Raw genomic sequence first — 21,303 nt, forward strand, 5'->3', positions numbered from 1 at the left:
CCGAGACTTTGGGGCTAATCTGCGTCTGCATTTCCGCTGAGAATAACGCCAAGGATTTCCATGAAGCAGACCACACTGCTGGCCACGCTGCTTGCCAGCCTCGCACTTCCGCTTGCACCCGTAACACTGGCTAACGATGCACACCCCCTCGCGGGAGTACCGCTGCGCCACATTGGGCCGGCTATCACCTCAGGGCGGATCTCCGACTTCGCCTTTCACCCGGACCGCCCCGAGATTTTTTATGCGGCGGTAGCCTCTGGAAACCTCTTTAAAACAACGAACGACACCATCACTTGGGAGCCCATCTTTGACAATGAAGGAAGCTACGCAATCGGTGTGGTGGAATTGGCGCCCTCGGACCCCAAGATCGTCTGGGTAGGTACGGGCGAGAATAACTCCCAGCGCAGCGTTGGTTACGGCGACGGTGTGTATAAGTCTATTGATGGCGGCAAGTCCTGGCAGAACATGGGACTCAAAAACTCCGGGCACATCTCCCAGATCTGGATTCACCCCGAAGATGCCAACCATGTGCTCGTTGCTTCACAGGGCCCGCTCTGGAGTGAGGGCGGCGACCGCGGTTTGTACCGGACGCTTGATGGCGGTGAGAACTGGGAACTGATACTCGAAATCGACCAGCATACCGGCGTCAATGAATTCGCGGTTGACCCGCGCAACGTTAATAACATCGTTGCCAGCACCTATCAGCGTAGGCGTCACGTCTGGGTGCTTATCAACGGCGGACCTGGCAGTGGCATTCATAAGACCACCAACGGCGGTGAGAGCTGGACCGAGATCTCGGCAGGCTTGCCCAGCGATGACATGGGCCGTATCGGACTAGCCATGGCCCCCTCCAGCCCCGACACCCTCTATGCAATCATCGAGGGCATGCCGAATGAGCAGGGCGTCTACCGCTCTACCGATTTCGGCAACAGCTGGACCAAGCGATCTTCCTACATGGCCAGCAGTCCCCAGTACTACAACGAGTTGATTGTGGATCCGCTGAATCCGGACCGGGTGTATTCCATGGACACCTTCACCCACAAATCAGAGGACGGCGGCGCCAGCTTCCAACAGTTGGGTAACCGCTGGCGGCATGTGGATGACCACGCACTATGGATCGACCCGAAGAACACCGAGCACCTTTACATCGGCGGCGATGGCGGTATTTACGAAAGCTGGGACCGCGGCACCACCTGGCGCCATGTGCGCAATCTGTCGATCACCCAGTTCTATCGAATCCAGCCCGATAACGCCGAGCCGTTTTACAACGTGTGCGGCGGCACCCAGGACAACAACTCGCTGTGCGCTCCATCACGCACCAGCACCCTGCATGGCATCACCAACAGTGACTGGAAATTGATCCTTGGAGGCGACGGCTACAAGCCGCAGTTCGACCCCCGAGACGCCAATATCATTTACACCCAGTACCAGTACGGCAACCTGTTCCGTTACGACCGCCGCACCCAGGAGCGAGTCAGCATCACACCGCACCCCGAGAGTGGTGAGCCGGCCTACAAGTGGAACTGGAATACCCCAATTCTCATTAGCCCCCACAACCCCGAGCGCATTTACTATGCCGCGGAGTACCTGTTCCGCTCCGACGATCGCGGCGACAATTGGCGCAAGGTCAGCGGTGACCTGACCCGCGGCGTCGACAGAAACAGCCTGGAAGTCATGGGCCGCGTGTGGAGTGTGGATGCCATTGCCAAGAACGACTCCACGTCGCGCTTTGGATCAGCCATCGGCCTCTCAGAGAGTCCTCTGCAGGAAGGCCTGATCTATATCGGTACGGACGACGGCGTGATTAGCGTCACGGAAAACGGCGGCGACAGTTGGCGTCGTCAGGAACGTTTCCCGGGGGTACCTGAAATGTCGCTGGTGGAGGATGTCATCGCCTCCGCTCATGATGCGGATACCGCCTATGCAGTCTTCGACAACCACAAGCGCGGGGACTACAAGCCCTACGTTATGCGGACCACTGACAAGGGTAAAAGCTGGAAATCCATCGCCGGCAACCTGCCGGAATGGGGATCAGCGCATACCATTGCCGAAGACCACGTAAACCCCAACCTGCTGTTCGTTGGCACTGAGTTTGGTTTGTTTTTCACACAGGACGGCGGCGCTAACTGGCATCAGTTGAAGGGCAACTTCCCCACCATCGCAGTGCGTGATCTTGAGATACAGCAGCGCGAAAACGACCTGGTAGTGGGCACCTTTGGTCGCGGAATCTACATCCTCGATGACTACTCGGCATTGCGAACCACCAAAGCGGATATGGCAGAACAACACCTGTTCCCGGTGCGCGGTACTTGGCTATATGTTGAGGGCGATCTGTGGGGCGGCGAGCGCAAAGGCAGCCTGGGTGAGGAATTCTTCTCGGCTGACAATCCCGAGTACGGCACAGTATTCACCTATTACCTGGCCGATGCTGTGCAGTCCCGAGCAAAAGCCCGTCGCAGTGCAGAGCGCGAAACCGAGAAGGACGGTGGCGACACGCCCTACCCCAGCTGGGATGAACTGCGCGCAGAAGACCGTGAGATAGCACCGGCGGTGTACCTGATGGTGCGCGATGCCAGCGGCAAACTGGTGCGGCAGGTGGCTGCGAACAGCGGCAAGGGCCTGCATCGCACCGCTTGGGACCTGCGGTTGCCGGCGCCCGGACCCATTGAGCTGGAATCCGTTGAGCGGCCCATATGGGCAACGCCTGCGCCAGGACCGCTGGTTGTACCCGGTGAGTACACCGCCACACTGGCCGTGCTGCGCGACGGTGAACTGCAGGAAGTGGGTGAGCCGCAAGCGTTTGTTGTCAAAGCGCTCAAGAACAGCCCTGAGATCACCGAAGACCGTCGCCAGTTGCAGGACTTCATGATTGAAGCGGCTGGCTTGCAGCGCTCTGTGGCCGGTGCCGTTGCCGCAACCCGTGAAATAGAGAACCGCATGCGTTACTTAAGGCAGGCCCTGGTTGAGACGCCGGCCACAGGGGATGCTGAGCGTGCGCAGCTGAATGCGCTCTACCAGCGCCTGCAGGATGTGAAGGTCTCCCTATCCGGTGACAGCACCATCACGCGTCGCAACGAATCAGCACCCATGTCCATTGCCAGCCGCGCCAGTAATGTTTATTACTCAGTGGCGTCCATGCAGTCGAATGTTGGGGGCATGCTGCAAGACAGCCTGGCGGTGGCTAAATCAGAATACGAGCCTGTGCGCGCTGCGCTGGCGAGTATCGCTGACGAGCTCTCAGCGCTGGAAACATCATTGGATGCACAGGGCGCACCCTGGACGCCAGGCCGTGTGCCCGGGGCCTAGCCAGAGCGCGCAAACATCTCAGCGCAAATGGTTGTCCGCGCCGTCACAAGGCTGCGCGAGCATCAAGGGCAAACATAATTAGCGCAATCAGAGGGTAGGTGATCGTGAAAAAAATACTTCCGCTGGGTCTGCTGGTACTCATCGTGGCGTTTGCCCTGTTTGCTGTTGCGCTCACGCGCGATGGCGAACTGGTTACACCCACCGGTCAGGGCACTGTGAACGTGGAGGGCAGCGTTTTTGAAGCCCTTCCCTTACCCGACTATGCCGCCAAACATATTACTGCCGACTACAAGAGTTATCTCATCGAGGTCGAGCCTGGCATCAAGGTGCATGTGTTGGATGTGGGGGAAGGTTTTCCGCTCTACGTGCAGCACGGCAATCCCACCTCGGGTTTCCTCTACCGCCGCGTCGTCGAGCAGCTTCCGCTGGATCGCGTGCGCGTCATTATGCCGACACTGGTGGGACTGGGCTTCTCCAGCAAGATACCCAGCAGCCACCATACATTGGACAATCATGTTCGCTGGATAAACGCGGCACTCAATCAACTGGCGCTGCCGGAACTGGTGTATGTCGGTCAGGACTGGGGCGGTCCGGTTGGCATGGGCGCATTGGCCCGCTCACCCGGCCTGCTCAAGGGCGTGGTTGCACTCAATACCAGCTTTAACGCACCCACCGAGGCCAGGGATCTTTCGAGGGCGCACGCTGTCGTGAAAACACCCGTTGTCGGTGAGCTGGTGACGGGGGTTTTCGGATCAATTTTCGATACGCTGCCCAGCGTGCAGGGCGACCCTGCCTCCCTACCCGACGATGTGCTGACTTTGTACCGCAAACCCCTAAAAGACAGCGGGAATATGAAGGCGCCGCTGGCATTGATGCGCATGGTGCCCGACGGACCAGACCACCCTTCTACGCCAGCGATGCGCGCGGTGGAAGAATATACCAACAGCCTCGACGTACCCGCTGAAATTATCTGGGGAATGCAAGATCCCATCCTCGCTCAGGGCTTGCCGCTGATGGAGGAAAAATTCCCGCAAGCACCCGTGACCAAGACCCAGGCCGGGCATTTCCTGCAAGAGGAAGTGCCTGCCGAAATCGCGGGCGCATTGCTGCGAATTGTCGCGCAGCTGCAGTCCATTCAAACGGTAACTCCGCAGGTGGAGCCAGCACTGACCTCAGGGCTTGAAGCGGCTGAAACGCAAGTGGATGAGGTGACCGAATAGGGATAGCCGCCACTCCCGCGTCGCGCTATGCCTGCGGTGGTAGGACTGTTCGACCACCCCTTCTGGCTGCATTTCCAGCCAGGTGTTGGTTGTACCGGGAACACGGGTATTGGCGGCGTACTCGGCGCTAAATTGCTCAATACCCATAACACCGATACGACGCCTGTCGGCTTCGGCATCGACCACGCTGGTCAAAACGCCTGAACCCATCGCATGGACCAGCCGTTGATTGAAATCGCCGTCAATCAGGTTGCTGAAAATGCGATCGATACATCGACGGATTATGGGATTATTCGGGCAAGCCGCCATCACGCTGTTCGCCAGCGGTGCATGGTCGGGGACTCGCTTTGCGGCATGGTTATCGTCTCGACGAATAAATACGCAATCGAGGTCGTCGCCTAACAAGGGCGCAGGTGAAGCCTTCAGCTCGAAAGACGCATCCATGTAGAGCCCACCCTCGTGATACAGCATTAGCATGCGCGCTAGATCTGACCGGGCAGCGGGGATGCGTAGGCGTTGGTACAGCTTCAGATAGGCGGGACCATAATGCCGAGCGAGCACGCCGCAGGCATCCTCGTCACTCCAGAGTCTGTGCTCAAACTGGGCGCACGCCGCTTCGGAACGGGTCAGAACATCCTGTATTGGCTGTGGAAGTGTGTCTGGCTGGTGCCAGAACCGAAGAATGCGATGGGGGATAGACATTGCCGTATCCTAACCCAGACGGGCCAGGACACGGCAATGGCTGATGAGGTTACTCTTCGTACTCTACTTCCAGAGTGGCCATCACCCGGCGATTCTCGGCACGGCCTTCGCGGGTGGCATTATCCGCAACAGGGCGGGATTCCCCATAACCCTTGGCCTCAAGCCGGCCACCATCGATGCCGTACTGATTAACCAGAAGATCTACCACGGCCTGAGCACGTCGCTGTGATAACAGCTGGTTATAGTCATCAGGTCCACTGCTATCGGTATGCCCTTCTACATCCACGTCCAGATCGTCAAAACGCTTCAGGAAGGTGGCCAGCTCCTGCAGATCCGAGAAATACTGTTCTTCGACCACGGCCGAGTCGAAGGGGAAGTTCACCTTCAGCTTGATGGACGCCACCTTAGACACCGGCAGGGGGCACCCCATGGCATCAACACGGGTACCCGCGGGCGTACCCGGGCATTGGTCCTTGTCATCCATAACACCATCGCCATCGGAATCCAGTTCAGCAGCCGTCATTGCGGCGCCTGTGGTGGCGCCTGCACCGCGACTGGCATCGGCCAGGTCGCCCAAGTAATAGTTGAGGCCAAGGCTGAATAGCCAATCATTGTGGTTTTCATCCAGACTATGGAGCATGCGAGCCTCTGCGCGGACGCCCAGGCGATCAGTCCACATCCAACGTAATCCGCCACCAGCAGCGATGGTTGTTTCAACGGTGTCAAAGGTATCTGCATCGATATCGATCTCACCGGCGCTGAGTGCCAGATACGGCGTTACACTGCGGTCTGGGCTTCGAAAATCATCCAGGTAATACAGTGCACCGAGTTGCCAGGTGATGATGTCGGCGTCAGGCCCGTCACGGTAGCTGGTATCGTCTTCCGCATAGATAAATTCTGCCGCCCAACGCTCACTGAGGCTGTACTCCACCCCCAACCAGGGCGTATCGGTATCGCGCAAACCACGGTCGTCGTCGATGTTCCAATCACCCCAACCCAAATTCAGGGTTAAAGGCACATCGGCTAGGGCAGGGCCAGCTGCAGTGCCGAGCGCCAGCGCGGTCGCAGCGAGTAGTTGACGGGCTTTTTGCATGGGTATCTCCAGAGCACTTGGTGTTTGTTGTTCTTGTATCGGTGGCCGTCCACCAATTACCTAGTTATAGCGCTCTTTTCAGGTTATGGCGAGATCACCAACCCAGCGCATCACGAATAAAGGGTACCGATAGAGAGCGCTGCTGCGCCAGGGACGCCTTATCCAGTGTGTCGAGCAGGGCAAGCAAAGACGTCATGTCACGTGGGGCGCGCCGCATCACGTACTCAACAGCCTCCGGAGTGAGTCTTAGGCCTCGCTGACGAGCCCTGAACGCGAACACACTGCCCTTATCAGCCTCAGTCAAGGCGTGCAGCCTGAAGACAGGGCCCCACTCCAAGCGAGACTGCAGGTCGGCGAGCTCCAGCGAGAGCGCATTGGGTGCAGTATTGGCACTGAACAGCATGCGCGTGCCGCGAGCATGCGCGGCATTAAACGCATTAAATAAAGCGCGTTCCCATCCACTTAAACCGGCAACGAGATGTATATCGTCCACGGCAATCAGCGCCACTCCCTCAACATCAGCCAACACCTGATCGGCCGGGAAGTCACGCAGTTGGCCCAGTGGCAGGTAAAGACTAATACCCTCGCAGGCGTGGCAGGTTGCCTGCAACAAATGGCTGCGTCCGCTATCACCGCCACCCTGCAAAAAGACGCTCTGCTCGCATTCGCCTGCCGCCAGTGCAATCAGCGCCGCAACCGCCGCCTCTTGCCCGGGGCGGGCCAGAAACGTATCAAAGGTCGCCTCGTCACGCAGATTCACCTTAAGCGGCAACTGCTCACCCACGCCCCGGGTCTGCCGGTCAGTCAGCACCGTAGAGCTCACTAGCGCGGTAGTAGGCGACAGCGTGGCGAGCAAACACCATGATCACGGCGGCCACTGGCAGTGCTACCAACACACCGACAAAGCCCGCTAACTGACCGCCGGCCATCAGGGCAAAAATAACAGCAACCGGGTGTAGACCGATCCGATCACCGACCAATATCGGGGTCAGCACCATGCTTTCGATCAACTGCCCCACGCCGAACACCACCGCGACGGACAACAGCATCAACCAGTCGCCGGATTGCGCCCAGGCGGCAATTAGGGAAGCGACAATGCCCACGGCGAAGCCCAAATAAGGCACGATGCTGGCGAGGCCCGCTATGACACCGAGCAACAGGGCCAGTTGCACACCCACCATCCATAGCCCTGCGCTGTAAATGACGCCCAATGCGCACATCACAATCAGCTGACCGCGAATGAAGGCGCCTACCACTTCATCAGCCTCGCCCACCATATGATTGACGCGGTCCTGCCACGCTCGGGGGAAGATCATGAGCATGCGCGACATGATCGCGTCCCAATCACGCATGAGATAAAAGGCGACGACGGGCACCAAGGCCATATTGGCAATACCCAGCAGCAGTGACGCGCCAGAGCCGGTGATTTGCTTAAACGTGTTAGCAGTGAGTCTACCCAGCGATTGCCAGTTATCGGCTAACTGGGCACTCCAGTCCACTCGAGGCAGCCCCGCTTCCTCAACGCTAAAACGTGCCTGAATCCAGGGCAGCGCTTCGGTGGTAATCCAGCGATAGATGGCCGGGATTTTGCTCACCATGGCGTCTAACTGCTGCAATAGCATGGGAATCGCCAGCAATAACAACAGGAAAACAATGCTACTGAACAACAGGAACACCAGCACAACGCCAACGGTGCGCGACACTTTACGACGCTCCAGTGCATCGACCAGGGGATCACCCAGATACGCAATCACAGCGCCCAATACGAAGGGCAGCAAGATCGGCTGCAATACGTAAAACAGTACCCCGAGCGCCACAATGACACCCAGCATCAGCGGCCACCGGTTAATCACCAGAGGCGGTTCAGGGGGGGTTATCTCTGCCACAGGTAGTAAAGCCCTCCATCGGCATTAGCAACCGGCGCGGGCACCAGACTGTCATTCAGTTCAATGATTATTGCCAACTGCTGGGCGGGCGCGCTGGCGTCCAGACGCAAGATGATGCGATCGCCGCTCACGGACTCCACATTGGCGTGACGAATCAGCTCCAGACCTTCAAGCCAGGAAACAACGCCGGCGTAGTCGCTGTAACTGGTAATGCCGTCGACCTGCATGGCTATGCCACCGCTGGCGGCGTTACTGGAGACGGTAACGGCGTAACGGGACGCCATATCCGCAGCCACGAGGTCTGCCGCTGCGACGAACAGGCCCTGATCCGGACTCACATTCACCGTGCGATTGCGCTGCCGCCGGTCGGCTATGTAGGTCCAGTCACCTAACCACTCTCCCGATGACAACACCGCAAAGCGGCCGGCGAGTACATCACCCGCACCATAGCGCGCTGATGCCGACTGCAGCACAACGCTGTCGAAGCGCCAAACCTCCTCGGTGCTCACCGCTGTGGCATCCGTCAGGTCAAACAGTGGAAACTTGAGTGGCACACCACGTTGATTAAAGGCCGCTAATAACGCCGCGGCGAGTTCAGGATCGGTATCCGGAGTAAGGAATCGCCGACCACCGGCATCTTCTAACACAATCCATGCCAGGGTAGCGGGACGATTCGCTGTCCATAGCGGCGCGCCGGCGTCGGTGATAACCCGTGACATGGCCGCCGCATCGAAGGCAATACGTGCCTGCAACGGTTCGGCGCCCTGCCCGCCCTCATAGGCATATTGCTGCACCAACGCCCGGGCACCTGGCAATGCGGCTTGCACACCGGGATAGCTCAACACGGCGTCGCTGCCCGACAACTTGATCATCACCTGCGACATGGCCTCGGTCGCCGCTTCAGCCAGCGCGGCATCCGAGCGTTGGGCCACAGGCACCGTCGCGGTATAGAGGTCACTGACTGTTTCAGCATGGACCGCTGGCCCAGCAAAGCACCCGAGCAAGGCTGGCAAAAGAAAAGTGCAGAGTGTGCGGTATAAACGCGCTGTCACGGATAGGCCTCCGCCTTGGTTTGGCTGCATTGTATCAGCGCCAGCCAGAGCAGAAAGAGCTTTCGCGATTCTCGCGTGAACTGGCGCCTCAATGTGGCTAAAATACGCGCTCTTTGCAGCCCCCGGAACAGGCCCCGCTATGAGTAACAGCCAATCTGACACACCCTCGCTCTCTTATAAGGACGCGGGCGTTGATATCGACGCGGGCAACGCGCTGGTAGATCGTATCAAGGGTGTCAGCGCTCGCACGCGCCGCCCCGAGGTCATGGGGGGCCTGGGTGGTTTTGGCGCACTGTGCGAAATTCCGCAGGGCTATCGTCAGCCCGTTCTGGTGTCGGGCACAGACGGCGTAGGCACCAAACTGCGCCTGGCGATGCAGCTAGGCATTCACGACACCATCGGTATCGACCTCGTTGCCATGTGCGTCAATGACCTGGTCGTGGCCGGTGCCGAGCCCCTGTTCTTCCTGGATTACTACGCCACTGGCGCCTTGAACGTGGAAACCGCGGCCGCCGTAGTCACCGGCATTGGTGCTGGCTGCGAACTGTCTGGCTGTGCGCTGGTGGGCGGCGAGACCGCGGAAATGCCGGGGATGTATGAAGGCGATGATTATGACCTGGCAGGATTCTGTGTAGGCGTTGTCGAGAAGGACAGCATTATCGATGGCAGCAAGGTAACCGAAGGCGATGTGCTTCTCGGTCTGCCCAGCAGCGGCCCCCATTCCAATGGGTATTCACTGATCCGCAAGATTCTCGAGGTTTCCGGTGCCTCACTGGATGATGATCTGGACGGCTCACCTCTGGGCAAGGCATTGCTTACCCCAACGACGATCTACGTAAAGCCGCTGTTGGAGTTGTTCAAGCACTGTGAGGTAAAGGCGCTCTCACACATCACCGGCGGCGGTCTGCCAGAGAATCTGCCGCGGGTACTGCCGGACAACTGCAACGCGGTGGTAGATACCGCTAGCTGGGAGTGGCCGGCTGTTTTTAACTGGCTACAGGAAAACGGCAATGTCGATACGCAGGAGATGTATCGCACCTTCAATTGTGGCGTTGGTATGGTGGTCTGCGTAGCGGCCGCAGAGGCAACCAGGGCACAACAGATACTGGCCGGGGCAGGTGTTCAGGCCTGGCAACTGGGCATTATCGCCGCGGGCAATGGTCTGGTTGATCTGGGCCTGTGAGCGACCGCAAACGCCTGGCCATTCTGATCTCGGGCCGTGGCTCTAATCTTCAGGCTTTCATAGACGCGCAGGCAGACGGCACGCTGGATGCTGACATCGCCGTCGTTGTTAGCAATCGGCCCGATGCCGCGGGCCTGGAGCGCGCCCGCAATGCTGGCATTGCCACCGCCTGCGTGGATCACACGTCATACGATGCTCGAGAGCCATTTGATACAGCGCTGCTGGAAACTGTGTCAGATTACCAACCGGACGCGGTAATACTGGCGGGATTCATGCGCATCCTGACACCCGTTTTTCTGTTACCTTTCACTGGCAGTTTATTGAACATTCACCCTTCTTTACTGCCCAAGTATCCAGGATTGAACACGCATCAACGTGCGCTGGATGCAGACGACAGCGAAGCCGGCGTGACAGTGCACTTTGTGACCCCGGAGCTCGATGGCGGACCGCCTGTGCTGCAGGCAAGGGTGCCCATACAGACTGGCGACACCGCTGAGCGCCTTGCGGCACGAGTCCTGGAAAAAGAGCATCTGATCTACCCGTTAGCGGCGCAATGGTTGTTGCAAGGCCGGCTGGCGCTAACTGACAACGGAGCAACACTGGATGGCAATGCAATACCCGCCACAGGCATCGACTACCGACCGGAGCTGGCCTAACCGTTTTCGCCTTTTAGCAGCGGCCACCCTGCTTTCACTGCTGGCGATTGTGTGCACAACGAACTCAGCCATAGCGCAACCTCAGGAACTGGCCCTGAAGCCCTACAGTGCGCAATACACCACTACCGCCCGAGGCATGAGCCTGACGCTAACGCGGGAACTTAACCGCGACGCCCAAGGCACCTACACGCTGACCAACGGCGGCAAGATATTGGTGGCAGGATTCCATGAAGTGGCGGTTTTCGACTTGGATGGCCAACGCATCATTCCCCAGTCCTACGTCTATCAGGGCACGGGCTTGGTCAACCGCAGACGCGAAGTTCACTTCACCCCCGGTGAAGACACCATTCGCAGCCTGTATAAAAAGAAGTGGTACGACCTGCCCTTTAGCGAGGGCACGCTGGACCGCATGAGCCAGCAGGAGCAACTGCGATTGTTCCTGGTCAATGACCCCACGCCCCGAGAGGATCTGCAGTTCCGGATCGCAGATGGACGCCGGGTTAAGGACTATGAGTTGGTTTATGTGGGCGAAGAGGTACTGGATACCCCGCTAGGCAAGGTCGACACGCTGCATTTCAAGCGCCTGCACGACGACCCAGACCGCAAGTCAGACACGTGGCTGGCACCGGGCTGGGACTACATGATGGTCAAAACAGTGCACATCGAAGACGGCAAACCTGTAGAGGTGACGCTGCAGAACGGTGCCATCGACGGACAAGCACTGCGCGCTGACCGCTAGTCGCTAGCGGCGCGCACAGCCGCGTGCGGCGACAGCGCGCGGTGCTCAATCAAGCCTTGGGCAGCGTAACACCCGTCTGGCCCTGGTACTTCCCTCCTCGATCCTTGTAGCTAACATCGCAGACTTCGTCGGACTCGAAGAATAACATTTGCGCAACGCCCTCATTGGCATAAATCTTCGCGGGCAAGGTCGTGGTATTGGAAAACTCCAGGGTTACATGCCCTTCCCACTCAGGCTCCAACGGCGTGACGTTCACGATAATGCCGCAACGGGCATAGGTAGACTTGCCGAGGCAGATCGTCAGTACATTTCGGGGAATGCGGAAATACTCCACCGTACGGGCCAGCGCGAATGAGTTAGGTGGGATCACGCAAACGTCGCTGGTGACATTCACAAAGCTGTCCTCATCAAACGCTTTAGGATCCACCGTGGCCGAATTGATATTAGTGAACACCTTGAACTCGTTAGAGCATCGCACATCGTAGCCATAGCTTGAGGTGCCATACGAGATCAGCCGGCGATCACCCTCGGCCCGCACCTGACCTGCTTCATAGGGCTCAATCATGCCCTGATCTGCCATGCGGCGAATCCACTTGTCCGATTTGATACTCAAGGTTTTGTCTCCGAATGCCGATAAAAATCAGTCGTTGCTGATCGTGATGGAAGGAAAGTCTTGCGCGCTTGTGTCTGTGTCGCCGAGAGTCGTGGCAATCGCGGCAGCCGCCTGCTGATAGCAGGCGGCCTCGGGCGAATCGGGTGCCGCAGCAACTGTCGGGTTACCCGCATCAGTCTGCTCCCGGATAGACAGCGCCAGTGGCAGGCTTGCCAGCAAAGGCACGCCATATTCACGGGCAATGCGTTCGCCTCCAAGTTCGCCAAAGATATGCTCGGTATGACCGCAGCTACTGCATACGTGCACGGCCATATTCTCAATTACACCCAGGATGGGCACATCAACTTTGCGGAACATCTCGACACCCTTTTGGGCATCCAGCAGGGCGATATCCTGAGGCGTGGTGACGATGACTGCGCCCGCCAGCGTTGCCTTCTGTGACAGGGTTAGCTGGATATCACCGGTACCCGGCGGCATGTCGATAATGAGATAGTCCAATTCGCCCCACAGTGTCTGCTCCAGCATCTGGACCAGCGCACCTCCGGCCATGGGGCCTCGCCACACCATGGGCGTGCGCTCATTGGTCAGATAGCCCATGGACATGGTTTTGAGGCCGTGGGCCTTGATGGGCAACAAGTACTGCCCACCCTGCTGCTCGGGCTTGGTGCCGTCGGCGATGCCCAGCATCTTTTGCTGGCTGGGCCCGTAAATGTCTGCATCCAATAAGCCGACAGCCGCCCCCTGGGCCTGCAGGGCCAGCGCCAGATTGACCGCCGTGGTGGATTTGCCCACACCGCCTTTGCCAGAAGCGATGGCGATTATGTGCTTGATCTGGTTCATATCGATTCCGATTGCAGGACGGGTGCTCGCGGCCTGACCGCGGCGGGCGGACAGTATAGAAATACCGCGGCTTCAGAACAATGGCGGCAAGGCCTGGCAGATGAAATAGCGGCACAAAACGGCTATAGTGGCGCCCCTTTTTTCCCGGCCTTGGAGCCGCCTCATGTCTGCTACTGCACGCAACATCCTCGTCACCAGCGCCCTGCCCTACGCCAATGGTCCATTGCACCTGGGGCATATGCTGGAGCAGGTGCAGACGGACATCTGGGTACGTTTCCAGAACTCGCGAGGCAACCAATGTCTGTACGTTTGCGCTGACGACGCCCATGGCACGGCCATTATGTTGGCTGCCGAGAAGCTGGGTATCACGCCAGAGCAGCACATCGATGCCATCCGCCAACTGCACATGAAAGACAGCGCGGACTTCCTTATTGATTTTGCCAATTTTCACAGCACTCATTCGGATGAGAATCGACGCTGGTCTGAGGAGATCTATAATCGTCTTCACAGCAACGGACACATTCAGCGCAAAGAGATCACGCAAGCCTTTGATCCCGTAAAGTCACTCTTCCTGGCCGACCGCTTCATTAAAGGCACCTGTCCTCGCTGCAAGACGCCGGATCAATACGGCGACAATTGTGAAAACTGTGGCGCCACCTATACACCGGCCGATCTGATCGATCCTGTGTCTGCGATTTCCGGTGCCACCCCCATCGACAAGGCCTCGGAGCACTTCTTCTTTCGACTCGAAGATTTCGAGGATATGCTTCGCGAGTGGATCGACTCGGGCAGCCTGCAGCCACAGGTAGCCAATAAACTGCGTGAGTGGACGGATGCCGGTCTGCAATCCTGGGATATCAGTCGCGATGCACCCTATTTCGGCTTCGAGATTCCCGGCCAACCCGACAAATACTTCTATGTGTGGCTGGACGCGCCCATCGGGTACATCGCCAGCTTCGAAAATTACTGCAAGCGGGAAGATCACCCCTTCGACCCTTACTGGCTGCCCGGCGGCGATACCGAGCTCTACCACTTTATCGGCAAGGACATCATCAACTTCCATGGCCTGTTCTGGCCGGCCATGCTCCACTCTGCCGGATTGCGCACACCCACCGCGGTGTACGCCCACGGCTTCCTCACCGTTAACGGCACCAAGATGTCCAAGAGCCGCGGCACGTTCATTAACGCGGCCACCTACCTTGAACATCTGGATGCGGAGTACCTGCGCTATTACTTCGCCGCCAAGTTGGGCAATTCTGTTGATGACATCGATCTCAACCTTGAGGATTTTGTTCAGCGGGTCAATGCCGACGTCGTCGGAAAAGTCGTCAACATCGCCAGCCGCTGCGCAGGCTTCCTGCGTAAAGGCTTTGACAATCGCCTGGCCGCAGACTGCAGCGAGCCCGAGATGGTTCAGGCTTTCATCGACGCCGGCGAGAACATAGCGTCACTGTACGAAGGCCGCGAGTACAACAAGGCTATTCGCGAGATCATGGCCCTGGCCGATCGCGCTAACCAGTATATTGATGAGCACAAGCCCTGGGTTCTGGCAAAAGAGGCTGGCCGTGAAGCTGAGGTGCATGCCGTCTGCAGCGTGGGCATCAACCTGTTCCGTGTGCTGATCACCTATCTGAAGCCGGTGCTGCCAGCGATGGCAAAGAAGGCTGAAGCATTCCTGAACTGCAGCGTGGACTGGACCCAGTTAGAAGCGCCACTGCTAGATCATGAACTGGCAACGTTCAAACCCCTGATGACGCGCATCGAAGGCAAGCAGGTAGAGGCTATGGTTGAGGCTAGCAAAGCAGCTGCGCCGGCCGAAGAAGCGCCAGCGAACGCGGCCGCGCCTGCCAAAAAGTCCGACAAGGCGGAGCCCAGCGAGACCATCGAGTTCGCTGACTTCGCCAAGGTCGATTTGCGCATCGCCAAAATTGTGAAGGCCGAGGATGTAGAAGGCGCGGATAAGCTGCTGCGCTTAACCGTGGACCTGGGCGATCAACAGCGCCAGATTCTTGCCGGCGTTAAATCCGCCTACAGCGCACAGGACCTTGAGGGCCGGTTAACCGTGGTGGTGGCGAACCTGGCGCCGCGGAAAATGCGCTTTGGTGTTTCCGAAGGCATGATGCTGGCGGCGGGACCCGGTGGTGAAGAGCTGTTTTTGCTGTCTCCAGACAGCGGCGCCGAGCCCGGCATGCCGGTGAAGTAGCCAGCCCTTCTGGAATAAGCATATACCCCATCAAGTCATTGTTTTGGCGGGATATTTTACTTACCATCCAACTCGTTAAATGAGGCACTGTCAGTTTGTTGTGCTCGGTCCAGATGGGCACACCGGCAGCAGTGCCCGAGCGCGCTACCATAGGCCGAAACCACCACTCATCGGTATTAGGCCTAGGCTGAATTCGGAATCACCATGCTGGCTGATTATTCCATTCTGTTGATCGGGGCGATCCTGGTTAACAATTTTGTTCTCGTACAGTTTCTCGGGCTGTGCCCCTTTATGGGCGTCTCGAACAAACTGGAGACAGCGATGGGCATGAGCATGGCGACCACCTTCGTGCTCACGCTGGCATCTGCGTGCAGCTACCTCACCTACAACTACCTGCTGCTACCGCTGGGATTGTCATACCTGAAGACCATTTCCTTCATTCTGGTCATCGCGGTCGTGGTGCAATTCACGGAAATGGTGGTGCGCAAGAGTAGCCCATTGCTGCACCGGGTATTGGGCGTGTATCTGCCCTTGATCACCACTAACTGTGCAGTGCTGGGCGTGGCCTTGCTGAACATCAACCAGAATCACAACTTTATGCAGTCGCTGTTTTATGGCTTCGGCGCCGCTGTGGGTTTTTCGCTGGTACTGGTGCTGTTCGCGGCCATGCGTGAACGACTGGCCGTTGCCGACGTGCCCATGCCCTTTAAAGGGGCCGCCATTGGCATGGTGACCGCGGGCCTGATGTCGCTCGCCTTTATGGGCTTTGCAGGGCTGGTGTGAGCACATGATGGAGTTCATCACCAATCAACCCCTACTCGCGGCCCTGATAGCTCTGGTCAGCCTGGGTACACTGTTCGGCGCCCTGTTGGGGTTTGCGGCGGTGTACTATCGCACCGATGGCAACCCAATTGCCGACCAGATCAACGAGATCCTGCCACAAACACAGTGCGGGCAATGCGGTTACCCCGGATGCCGGCCCTACGCCGAGGCCATTGCTGAGGGAGACGTCATCAACAAATGTCCGCCCGGCGGTGAGGCAACAATCCAGGCACTGGCAGATTTGCTGGATGTTGAAGCCATTCCTCTGGACGAGGAGCACGGTGAAGAGAAAGTCCCCTCAGTAGCCATTATCCGGGAGGCAGAATGCATTGGCTGCACCAAATGCATACAGGCCTGCCCCGTCGACGCCATTTTGGGCGCCGCCAAGCAAATGCATACGGTTATCGCCAGTGAATGCACGGGCTGCGATCTCTGCGTCGAGCCTTGCCCCGTAGACTGCATCGACATGGTACCCGTGCCCCAGGCCTGGCATTGGGCGCTGCCTAACCCTGTGAGTCGCCAAACGGAGATCATCGCCTCAGACAAACCCCGTGAGGCGGCAGCATGAGGAAGATCTTCGGTTTTCATGGCGGCATTCACCCGCCTGAAAACAAGCACCAGAGCTTGGAGCACCCAATCCGGGATGCGGGCATTCCCGCCGAGCTAATTATTCCAGTTTCACAGCATGTCGGGGCACCGGCGGCACCCTGTGTTGAGATCGGTCAAGCCGTGCTGGGCGGTGACGTGATCGCCGAGGCCATTGGCGTGGTGAGCGTTCCCCTACATGCCCCCACCTCGGGCAGCATTGCTGCCATTGAAAGACGCCCCGTTGCCCATCCCTCCGGCAGCGAGGCGCTGTGCATTGTTATCGACACCGATGGCGAAGACCGGTGGCGATCACTGGAGGGCGTAGAGGACTACCGCACAGCAGACCCCGCGCAATTGCTTGAGCGCATACGCGAGTGTGGCATCGCCGGTATGGGCGGTGCAGGCTTTCCCTCTGCGATTAAACTGGCGCCGCGCAACCCCATAGAAACACTGATTATCAACGGCACCGAGTGCGAGCCCTACATCACCGCTGACGACATCCTGCTGCAGGAACGGGCACAGCGCATTGTTGAAGGCGCCCAGATCATCGCGCACATCGTGCAACCTCAAGAGATTCTCATCGGCGTCGAGGACAACAAGCCTGAGGGTATAGAAGCTATTACTGCTGCCGCGGCCGGCACAGATCTGCAAGTAGTGACCTTCCCGACCAAGTATCCCTCTGGCGGTGAAAAACAGTTAATAGAAATTCTGACGGGCAAGCAGGTGCCCTCAGGCGGTTTGCCTGCCGATCTCGGCATCGTCTGCCAGAACGTGGGCACTGCGGTGGCGGTGCGAGACGCCATTTTGGACGGTAGACCGCTGATATCACGGGTCACCACGGTGACCGGCGATGCCGTATCGAAGCCGGGCAATTTTGATGTGTTGCTGGGCACGCCAATGGCCCACCTGCTGCATCTGGCCGGCTACGATGAACGCAAAAACCGGCGCCTGATCATGGGAGGTCCGATGATGGGATTTTCTGTGCCCACACCTCTGGCGCCCGTTGTGAAAACCACCAACTGCCTGCTTGCACCAACCGAGTCAGAGCTACCCACTCCACCCCCGGCCCAGGCCTGCATTCGCTGCGGCATGTGTGCCGAAGCCTGTCCCGCCAGCCTGCTGCCACAACAGTTGTTCTGGTTTGCGCAGGGCAAAGAGTCTGAAAAGCTCGAAGCTCACAATCTGTTCGATTGCATCGAATGCGGCGCTTGCTCCTGGGTCTGCCCCAGTCATATTCCGCTGGTTCAGTACTATCGTGCTTCCAAGGCCGACATCCAACAGCAGCGAAAAGACCAGGCCAAGTCAGACTACTCGCGCGAGCGCTTCGAAGCCCGGCAGGCGCGCCTTGAACGCGAAGAAGCCGAGAAAGACGCCAAACGCGCAGCGCGCAAAAAGGCAGCAGAAGAGCGAGCAAAAGCCGCCGCCACTGGCGAGGGCGAAGAAGATCCCATTCAGGCTGCTATCGCACGGGCGCAAGCCAAGAAAGCTGCCCAGACCAACGAGGGTAGCGGCGAGAGCGAGCTGGAAAAGCTGGAACGTGCCGTCGTGACAACGCAAAAGCGTCTGGACACCGCACAACAAAAACTCAGCGCCGCCGAGGCAGAAGGCAGTGACTTGGTAGATGCGCTGCGCACCGGCGTTGAAAAGACACAGTCCAAACTGGATAAAGCGAAGGCTGCGCTGGCAGAGCATCAGGCCAACCACAGCGAGGCGCCAGCAGCAGCGGAGGAGCCGCCCGTTGATGCCGCTCAGGCTGCGATCCAGAAAGCGATGCAGGCACGAGAGGCGGATGCACAGAAAAGCCCACAGGAGAAAGCCCGTGATCAGCTCGGCAAACTGGAACAACGGCTGGCCAAGGCCCAGCAGCGACTGGCCGATGGCCGTGCTGCGGGTGAAGAAGACAAGATCATCGACGCGCTGAGCGCCAGTGTGGATAAACTGCGCGAGAAAATTAGCGAGACCCGTGCGCAATTGGCCGAGACTGAGAGCGCCTGACATGCCACTGTTGCGAATCACCTCGCCCCACGCACACGGCCCCATGAGTACAAGCCGGGTCATGCAGCATGTGCTGCTGGCCACGGTGCCCGGCATTATCGTGCTCACCCACTTTTTCGGGTTCGGCACCCTGGTCAATATCCTGTGGGGTGGCATCGTTGCCCTCGCCTGCGAGGCCCTGGCGCTGGCGCTGCGGGGCAGGCCGCTGGCCTTCTACCTCAAGGACTACTCAGCCCTGGTCACCTCCACTCTGCTGTGTATCGCATTGCCGCCTTACGCACCCTGGTGGCTGATAGCAATTGGCGTGGCCAGCTCAGTGCTTCTGGCAAAGCATCTTTACGGCGGCCTGGGCTACAACCCCTTTAACCCGGCGATGGTGGGTTACGTAGTACTGCTGATTTCCTTTCCCGTACAAATGACCGCCTGGGCACCGCCCCGGGGGTTGGGCGAAGTTCCCGGTCTGTTCGAAGCGTTACTGGCCTGTTTTTCACCGGCCAGCTTTGACGCCGTGACGATGGCGACACCGCTGGATGTGCTCAAACAGAACAATAGTCTTCTGCTTGAAGACCTGTGGCAGGAAAATCCCCAGTTTGGTCGTTGGGGAGGTATCGGTTGGGAATGGGCGAGTCTCGCCTTCCTCGCTGGCGGTCTATGGCTACTGTATCAACGAATATTTACCTGGCATGCACCCGTTGCCATGCTGGTCGCGATCACTGCGATGGCCGGCATGTTTTACGACAATGGCAGTTCCGCCAGCGGCGGCTCGCCCTTGTTCCACCTGCTCAGCGGGGCAACTATCTTCGGCGCCTTCTTCATTGTGACCGACCCGGTGAGCTCCGCAGTATCCACCCGCGGTAAGCTGATCTACGGCGCAATGATCGGCGCACTGGTCTATATCATTCGGGTGCGCGGCAACTATCCCGACGCGGTGGCTTTTGCGGTGTTAATCGCCAACTTCACCGCCCCCTTCATCGACTACTACACGCAGCCACGCACCTATGGCCATGCACGGAAGGGGGACTCCTGATGCTGGGCCAGTCCATTACCCGTAATGGAATCCTGCTGGGGTTGTTTGCCGTTTTCACGACCCTGCTGATTGCAGGCACCTTCCTGCAAACACGCGACAGAATTGCGCTTGAACAACGCAAAGCTGAAGAGAAAGCGCTGCTTGAAATCGTGCCGCGTACCCGACATGACAACAGTATGCTTGATGACACGGTGACCATCGCCGCCGACGCGCCGGGTTTAGGCCTGACGGAGCCACGCCAGGCATACATTGCCAGGCAGGGGGGACGAGCCGTGGCTGCCATTATTCCCGTGACCGCCCCGGATGGTTACAGCGGCACTATCGACATGATTGTGGGCGTTAACGTGGACGGCAGTGTCGCAGGCGTTCGCATACTCAGCCATAAAGAGACCCCAGGTCTGGGTGACAAAGTGGATATCAAGAAATCACCCTGGGTGCTGGACTTTGATGGCCGCTCGCTCACAAACCCCACCCCCGATGGCTGGGCTGTGAAGAAAGACCGAGGGGTATTCGACCAGTTTACGGGAGCCACAATCACCCCGCGCGCAGTGGTGGCCGCAACGCGACGCGCCCTTGAATACGCGAACAACGAGCAAGCGCGGCTGTATGCCCCGCTGGCGACCAGTGGAGATTCCTAATGGCGGATACCAGCTACAAAGATCTGTCGTTGAACGGGCTGTGGAAGAACAATCCCGCAATTGTTCAGCTGCTGGGGCTATGCCCACTGCTTGCGGTGACCGGTACAGTGGTCAATGCACTGGGACTGGCCGCTGCCACAACAATGGTGCTGATTTGTTCCAATACCGCAGTGAGCCTGATTCGCAACATCGTATCGGACGCAGTGCGGCTGCCCGCATTTGTGATGATTATTGCAGCGGCGGTGACCTGCATCGAACTGCTGATGCAGGCCTACACCTATGAGTTGTATCAGATACTGGGCATTTTCTTGCCGCTGATCACTACCAACTGCGTCATCCTCGGCCGCGCCGATGCGTTCGCCAGTAAGAATTCGCTGGCACCTGCGCTGTACGACGGTTTCATTATGGGTGTTGGCTTTGGCGTTGTGCTGGTGTTACTGGGCGCCCTGAGAGAGCTGGTGGGTACTGGCGCACTGTTTGCCAATATGGATTTACTGTTCGGCCCGTCAGCCGCCAACTGGCGTATCGTACTGGTAGACGACTATCAGGCTTTCCTGCTTGCCGTGTTACCGCCGGGCGCCTTTATTTTCACCGGCCTGATTATTGCGGCGAAAAACCTGATCGATATGCAAATTAAGAAGCGCGAGGATGCTCGCAAAGCGAAGCCAGTGAAAGGCGCCAAGCGAGTGCGTGTGACCGGCACTATCTCCTGAACCCTGGCTCCTGACGCGAAGCGCCCG

Annotated in this window: 19 protein-coding genes; 12 read left to right on the forward strand and 7 right to left on the reverse strand. The window is 58.5% G+C overall.

Features of this window, described 5'->3' with window-relative positions:
* Nucleotides 1-60: 60 nt before the first annotated feature.
* The gene (locus IE089_RS08580; RefSeq protein ID WP_189477175.1) at nucleotides 61-3,306 is read left to right on the forward strand and encodes a glycosyl hydrolase; all 3,246 of its coding nucleotides are present in this window, start codon (nucleotides 61-63) and stop codon (nucleotides 3,304-3,306) included.
* Nucleotides 3,307-3,410: 104 nt separating this feature from the next.
* Nucleotides 3,411-4,526, forward strand: a complete 1,116-nt coding sequence (locus IE089_RS08585) for an alpha/beta fold hydrolase (RefSeq protein ID WP_189477177.1) — start codon at nucleotides 3,411-3,413, stop codon at nucleotides 4,524-4,526.
* On the opposite strand, the gene IE089_RS08590 is transcribed toward IE089_RS08585, so the two are convergent.
* From IE089_RS08590 to IE089_RS08610, 5 genes are all read right to left on the reverse strand, one after another.
* Nucleotides 4,479-5,228 (reverse strand): glycosyltransferase family 32 protein, encoded by a 750-nt coding sequence (locus tag IE089_RS08590; protein ID WP_189477179.1) that lies wholly within the window; start codon nucleotides 5,226-5,228, stop codon nucleotides 4,479-4,481. The genes IE089_RS08585 and IE089_RS08590 overlap by 48 nt on opposite strands.
* A 49-nt stretch (nucleotides 5,229-5,277) precedes the next feature.
* The gene (locus IE089_RS08595; protein WP_189477181.1) at nucleotides 5,278-6,321 is read right to left on the reverse strand and encodes an OmpA family protein; all 1,044 of its coding nucleotides are present in this window, start codon (nucleotides 6,319-6,321) and stop codon (nucleotides 5,278-5,280) included.
* A 94-nt stretch (nucleotides 6,322-6,415) separates the two neighbouring features.
* A complete protein-coding gene (gene hda / locus IE089_RS08600) occupies nucleotides 6,416-7,132 on the reverse strand; it encodes a DnaA regulatory inactivator Hda (protein ID WP_189477183.1) in 717 nt (238 codons plus the stop codon).
* Complete coding sequence (locus tag IE089_RS08605; protein ID WP_229802654.1) at nucleotides 7,122-8,207, reverse strand: AI-2E family transporter; 1,086 nt, start codon at nucleotides 8,205-8,207, stop codon at nucleotides 7,122-7,124. Before IE089_RS08605 ends, hda begins: the two co-directional genes overlap by 11 nt.
* Nucleotides 8,195-9,259, reverse strand: coding sequence for a DUF2066 domain-containing protein (locus tag IE089_RS08610; protein WP_189477184.1), 1,065 nt, complete (start codon nucleotides 9,257-9,259; stop codon nucleotides 8,195-8,197). The genes IE089_RS08605 and IE089_RS08610 overlap by 13 nt, the downstream gene beginning before the upstream one ends.
* Before the next feature lie 139 nt (nucleotides 9,260-9,398).
* Here IE089_RS08610 and purM point away from each other — a divergent pair, with 139 nt between their 5' ends.
* Genes purM through IE089_RS08625 form a run of 3 tightly spaced genes read left to right on the forward strand, consistent with a single transcriptional unit; the run spans nucleotide 9,399 to nucleotide 11,837 of the window.
* On the forward strand, nucleotides 9,399-10,442 hold the full coding sequence (gene purM, locus IE089_RS08615; protein WP_189477186.1) for a phosphoribosylformylglycinamidine cyclo-ligase: 1,044 nt from the start codon (nucleotides 9,399-9,401) through the stop codon (nucleotides 10,440-10,442).
* Nucleotides 10,439-11,098, forward strand: a complete 660-nt coding sequence (gene purN / locus IE089_RS08620; protein ID WP_189477189.1) for a phosphoribosylglycinamide formyltransferase — start codon at nucleotides 10,439-10,441, stop codon at nucleotides 11,096-11,098. The genes purM and purN overlap by 4 nt, the downstream gene beginning before the upstream one ends.
* Nucleotides 11,046-11,837: a DUF3108 domain-containing protein gene (locus IE089_RS08625; RefSeq protein WP_229802655.1), complete on the forward strand. Its 792-nt coding sequence runs from the start codon at nucleotides 11,046-11,048 to the stop codon at nucleotides 11,835-11,837. The genes purN and IE089_RS08625 overlap by 53 nt, the downstream gene beginning before the upstream one ends.
* Before the next feature lie 49 nt (nucleotides 11,838-11,886).
* Here IE089_RS08625 and dcd read toward each other — a convergent pair whose 3' ends face one another.
* Both dcd and apbC read right to left on the reverse strand, forming a co-directional pair.
* Complete coding sequence (gene dcd / locus IE089_RS08630) at nucleotides 11,887-12,450, reverse strand: dCTP deaminase (RefSeq protein ID WP_189477191.1); 564 nt, start codon at nucleotides 12,448-12,450, stop codon at nucleotides 11,887-11,889.
* 27 nt (nucleotides 12,451-12,477) lie between these two features.
* On the reverse strand, nucleotides 12,478-13,290 hold the full coding sequence (gene apbC, locus IE089_RS08635) for an iron-sulfur cluster carrier protein ApbC (RefSeq protein ID WP_189477193.1): 813 nt from the start codon (nucleotides 13,288-13,290) through the stop codon (nucleotides 12,478-12,480).
* A gap of 163 nt (nucleotides 13,291-13,453) precedes the next feature.
* Between apbC and metG the strand changes: the two genes are divergently transcribed.
* The 7 genes from metG to IE089_RS08670 all read left to right on the forward strand — a co-directional run bounded on the left by metG (nucleotide 13,454) and on the right by IE089_RS08670 (nucleotide 21,276).
* Nucleotides 13,454-15,493 carry a methionine--tRNA ligase gene (metG, locus tag IE089_RS08640; protein ID WP_189477195.1) on the forward strand — a complete coding sequence of 680 codons (2,040 nt, stop codon included), beginning with the start codon at nucleotides 13,454-13,456 and terminating at the stop codon, nucleotides 15,491-15,493.
* A gap of 204 nt (nucleotides 15,494-15,697) precedes the next feature.
* Nucleotides 15,698-16,276: an electron transport complex subunit RsxA gene (rsxA, locus tag IE089_RS08645; RefSeq protein WP_189477197.1), complete on the forward strand. Its 579-nt coding sequence runs from the start codon at nucleotides 15,698-15,700 to the stop codon at nucleotides 16,274-16,276.
* Nucleotides 16,277-16,280: 4 nt separating this feature from the next.
* Entirely contained in the window at nucleotides 16,281-16,883 is a 603-nt protein-coding gene (gene rsxB / locus IE089_RS08650; RefSeq protein ID WP_189477199.1) for an electron transport complex subunit RsxB, read from the forward strand.
* Nucleotides 16,880-18,898 carry an electron transport complex subunit RsxC gene (gene rsxC, locus IE089_RS08655; RefSeq protein ID WP_189477201.1) on the forward strand — a complete coding sequence of 673 codons (2,019 nt, stop codon included), beginning with the start codon at nucleotides 16,880-16,882 and terminating at the stop codon, nucleotides 18,896-18,898. The genes rsxB and rsxC overlap by 4 nt, the downstream gene beginning before the upstream one ends.
* A 1-nt stretch (nucleotide 18,899) precedes the next feature.
* Nucleotides 18,900-19,925, forward strand: a complete 1,026-nt coding sequence (rsxD, locus tag IE089_RS08660; RefSeq protein ID WP_189477203.1) for an electron transport complex subunit RsxD — start codon at nucleotides 18,900-18,902, stop codon at nucleotides 19,923-19,925.
* Nucleotides 19,925-20,563, forward strand: coding sequence for an electron transport complex subunit RsxG (rsxG, locus tag IE089_RS08665; protein ID WP_189477205.1), 639 nt, complete (start codon nucleotides 19,925-19,927; stop codon nucleotides 20,561-20,563). Before rsxD ends, rsxG begins: the two co-directional genes overlap by 1 nt.
* Entirely contained in the window at nucleotides 20,563-21,276 is a 714-nt protein-coding gene (locus IE089_RS08670) for an electron transport complex subunit E (protein ID WP_189477208.1), read from the forward strand. The genes rsxG and IE089_RS08670 overlap by 1 nt, the downstream gene beginning before the upstream one ends.
* The last annotated feature ends 27 nt before the right edge of the window (nucleotides 21,277-21,303 follow it).

Origin of the sequence: Parahalioglobus pacificus, assembly GCF_014652275.1 — a bacterium.
GTDB classification, from domain to species: domain Bacteria; phylum Pseudomonadota; class Gammaproteobacteria; order Pseudomonadales; family Halieaceae; genus Parahalioglobus; species Parahalioglobus pacificus.

Coding starts and splice junctions, on each gene's coding strand:
- IE089_RS08580 (WP_189477175.1), top strand. CDS start 61: ATGAAGCAGACCACACTGCTGGCCACGCTGCTTGCCAGCCTCGCACTT.
- IE089_RS08590 (WP_189477179.1), bottom strand. CDS start 5,228: ATGTCTATCCCCCATCGCATTCTTCGGTTCTGGCACCAGCCAGACACA.
- IE089_RS08595 (WP_189477181.1), bottom strand. CDS start 6,321: ATGCAAAAAGCCCGTCAACTACTCGCTGCGACCGCGCTGGCGCTCGGC.
- purM (WP_189477186.1), top strand. CDS start 9,399: ATGAGTAACAGCCAATCTGACACACCCTCGCTCTCTTATAAGGACGCG.
- IE089_RS08625 (WP_229802655.1), top strand. CDS start 11,046: ATGGCAATGCAATACCCGCCACAGGCATCGACTACCGACCGGAGCTGG.
- apbC (WP_189477193.1), bottom strand. CDS start 13,290: ATGAACCAGATCAAGCACATAATCGCCATCGCTTCTGGCAAAGGCGGT.
- metG (WP_189477195.1), top strand. CDS start 13,454: ATGTCTGCTACTGCACGCAACATCCTCGTCACCAGCGCCCTGCCCTAC.
- rsxA (WP_189477197.1), top strand. CDS start 15,698: ATGCTGGCTGATTATTCCATTCTGTTGATCGGGGCGATCCTGGTTAAC.
- rsxB (WP_189477199.1), top strand. CDS start 16,281: ATGATGGAGTTCATCACCAATCAACCCCTACTCGCGGCCCTGATAGCT.
- rsxC (WP_189477201.1), top strand. CDS start 16,880: ATGAGGAAGATCTTCGGTTTTCATGGCGGCATTCACCCGCCTGAAAAC.
- rsxD (WP_189477203.1), top strand. CDS start 18,900: ATGCCACTGTTGCGAATCACCTCGCCCCACGCACACGGCCCCATGAGT.
- rsxG (WP_189477205.1), top strand. CDS start 19,925: ATGCTGGGCCAGTCCATTACCCGTAATGGAATCCTGCTGGGGTTGTTT.
- IE089_RS08670 (WP_189477208.1), top strand. CDS start 20,563: ATGGCGGATACCAGCTACAAAGATCTGTCGTTGAACGGGCTGTGGAAG.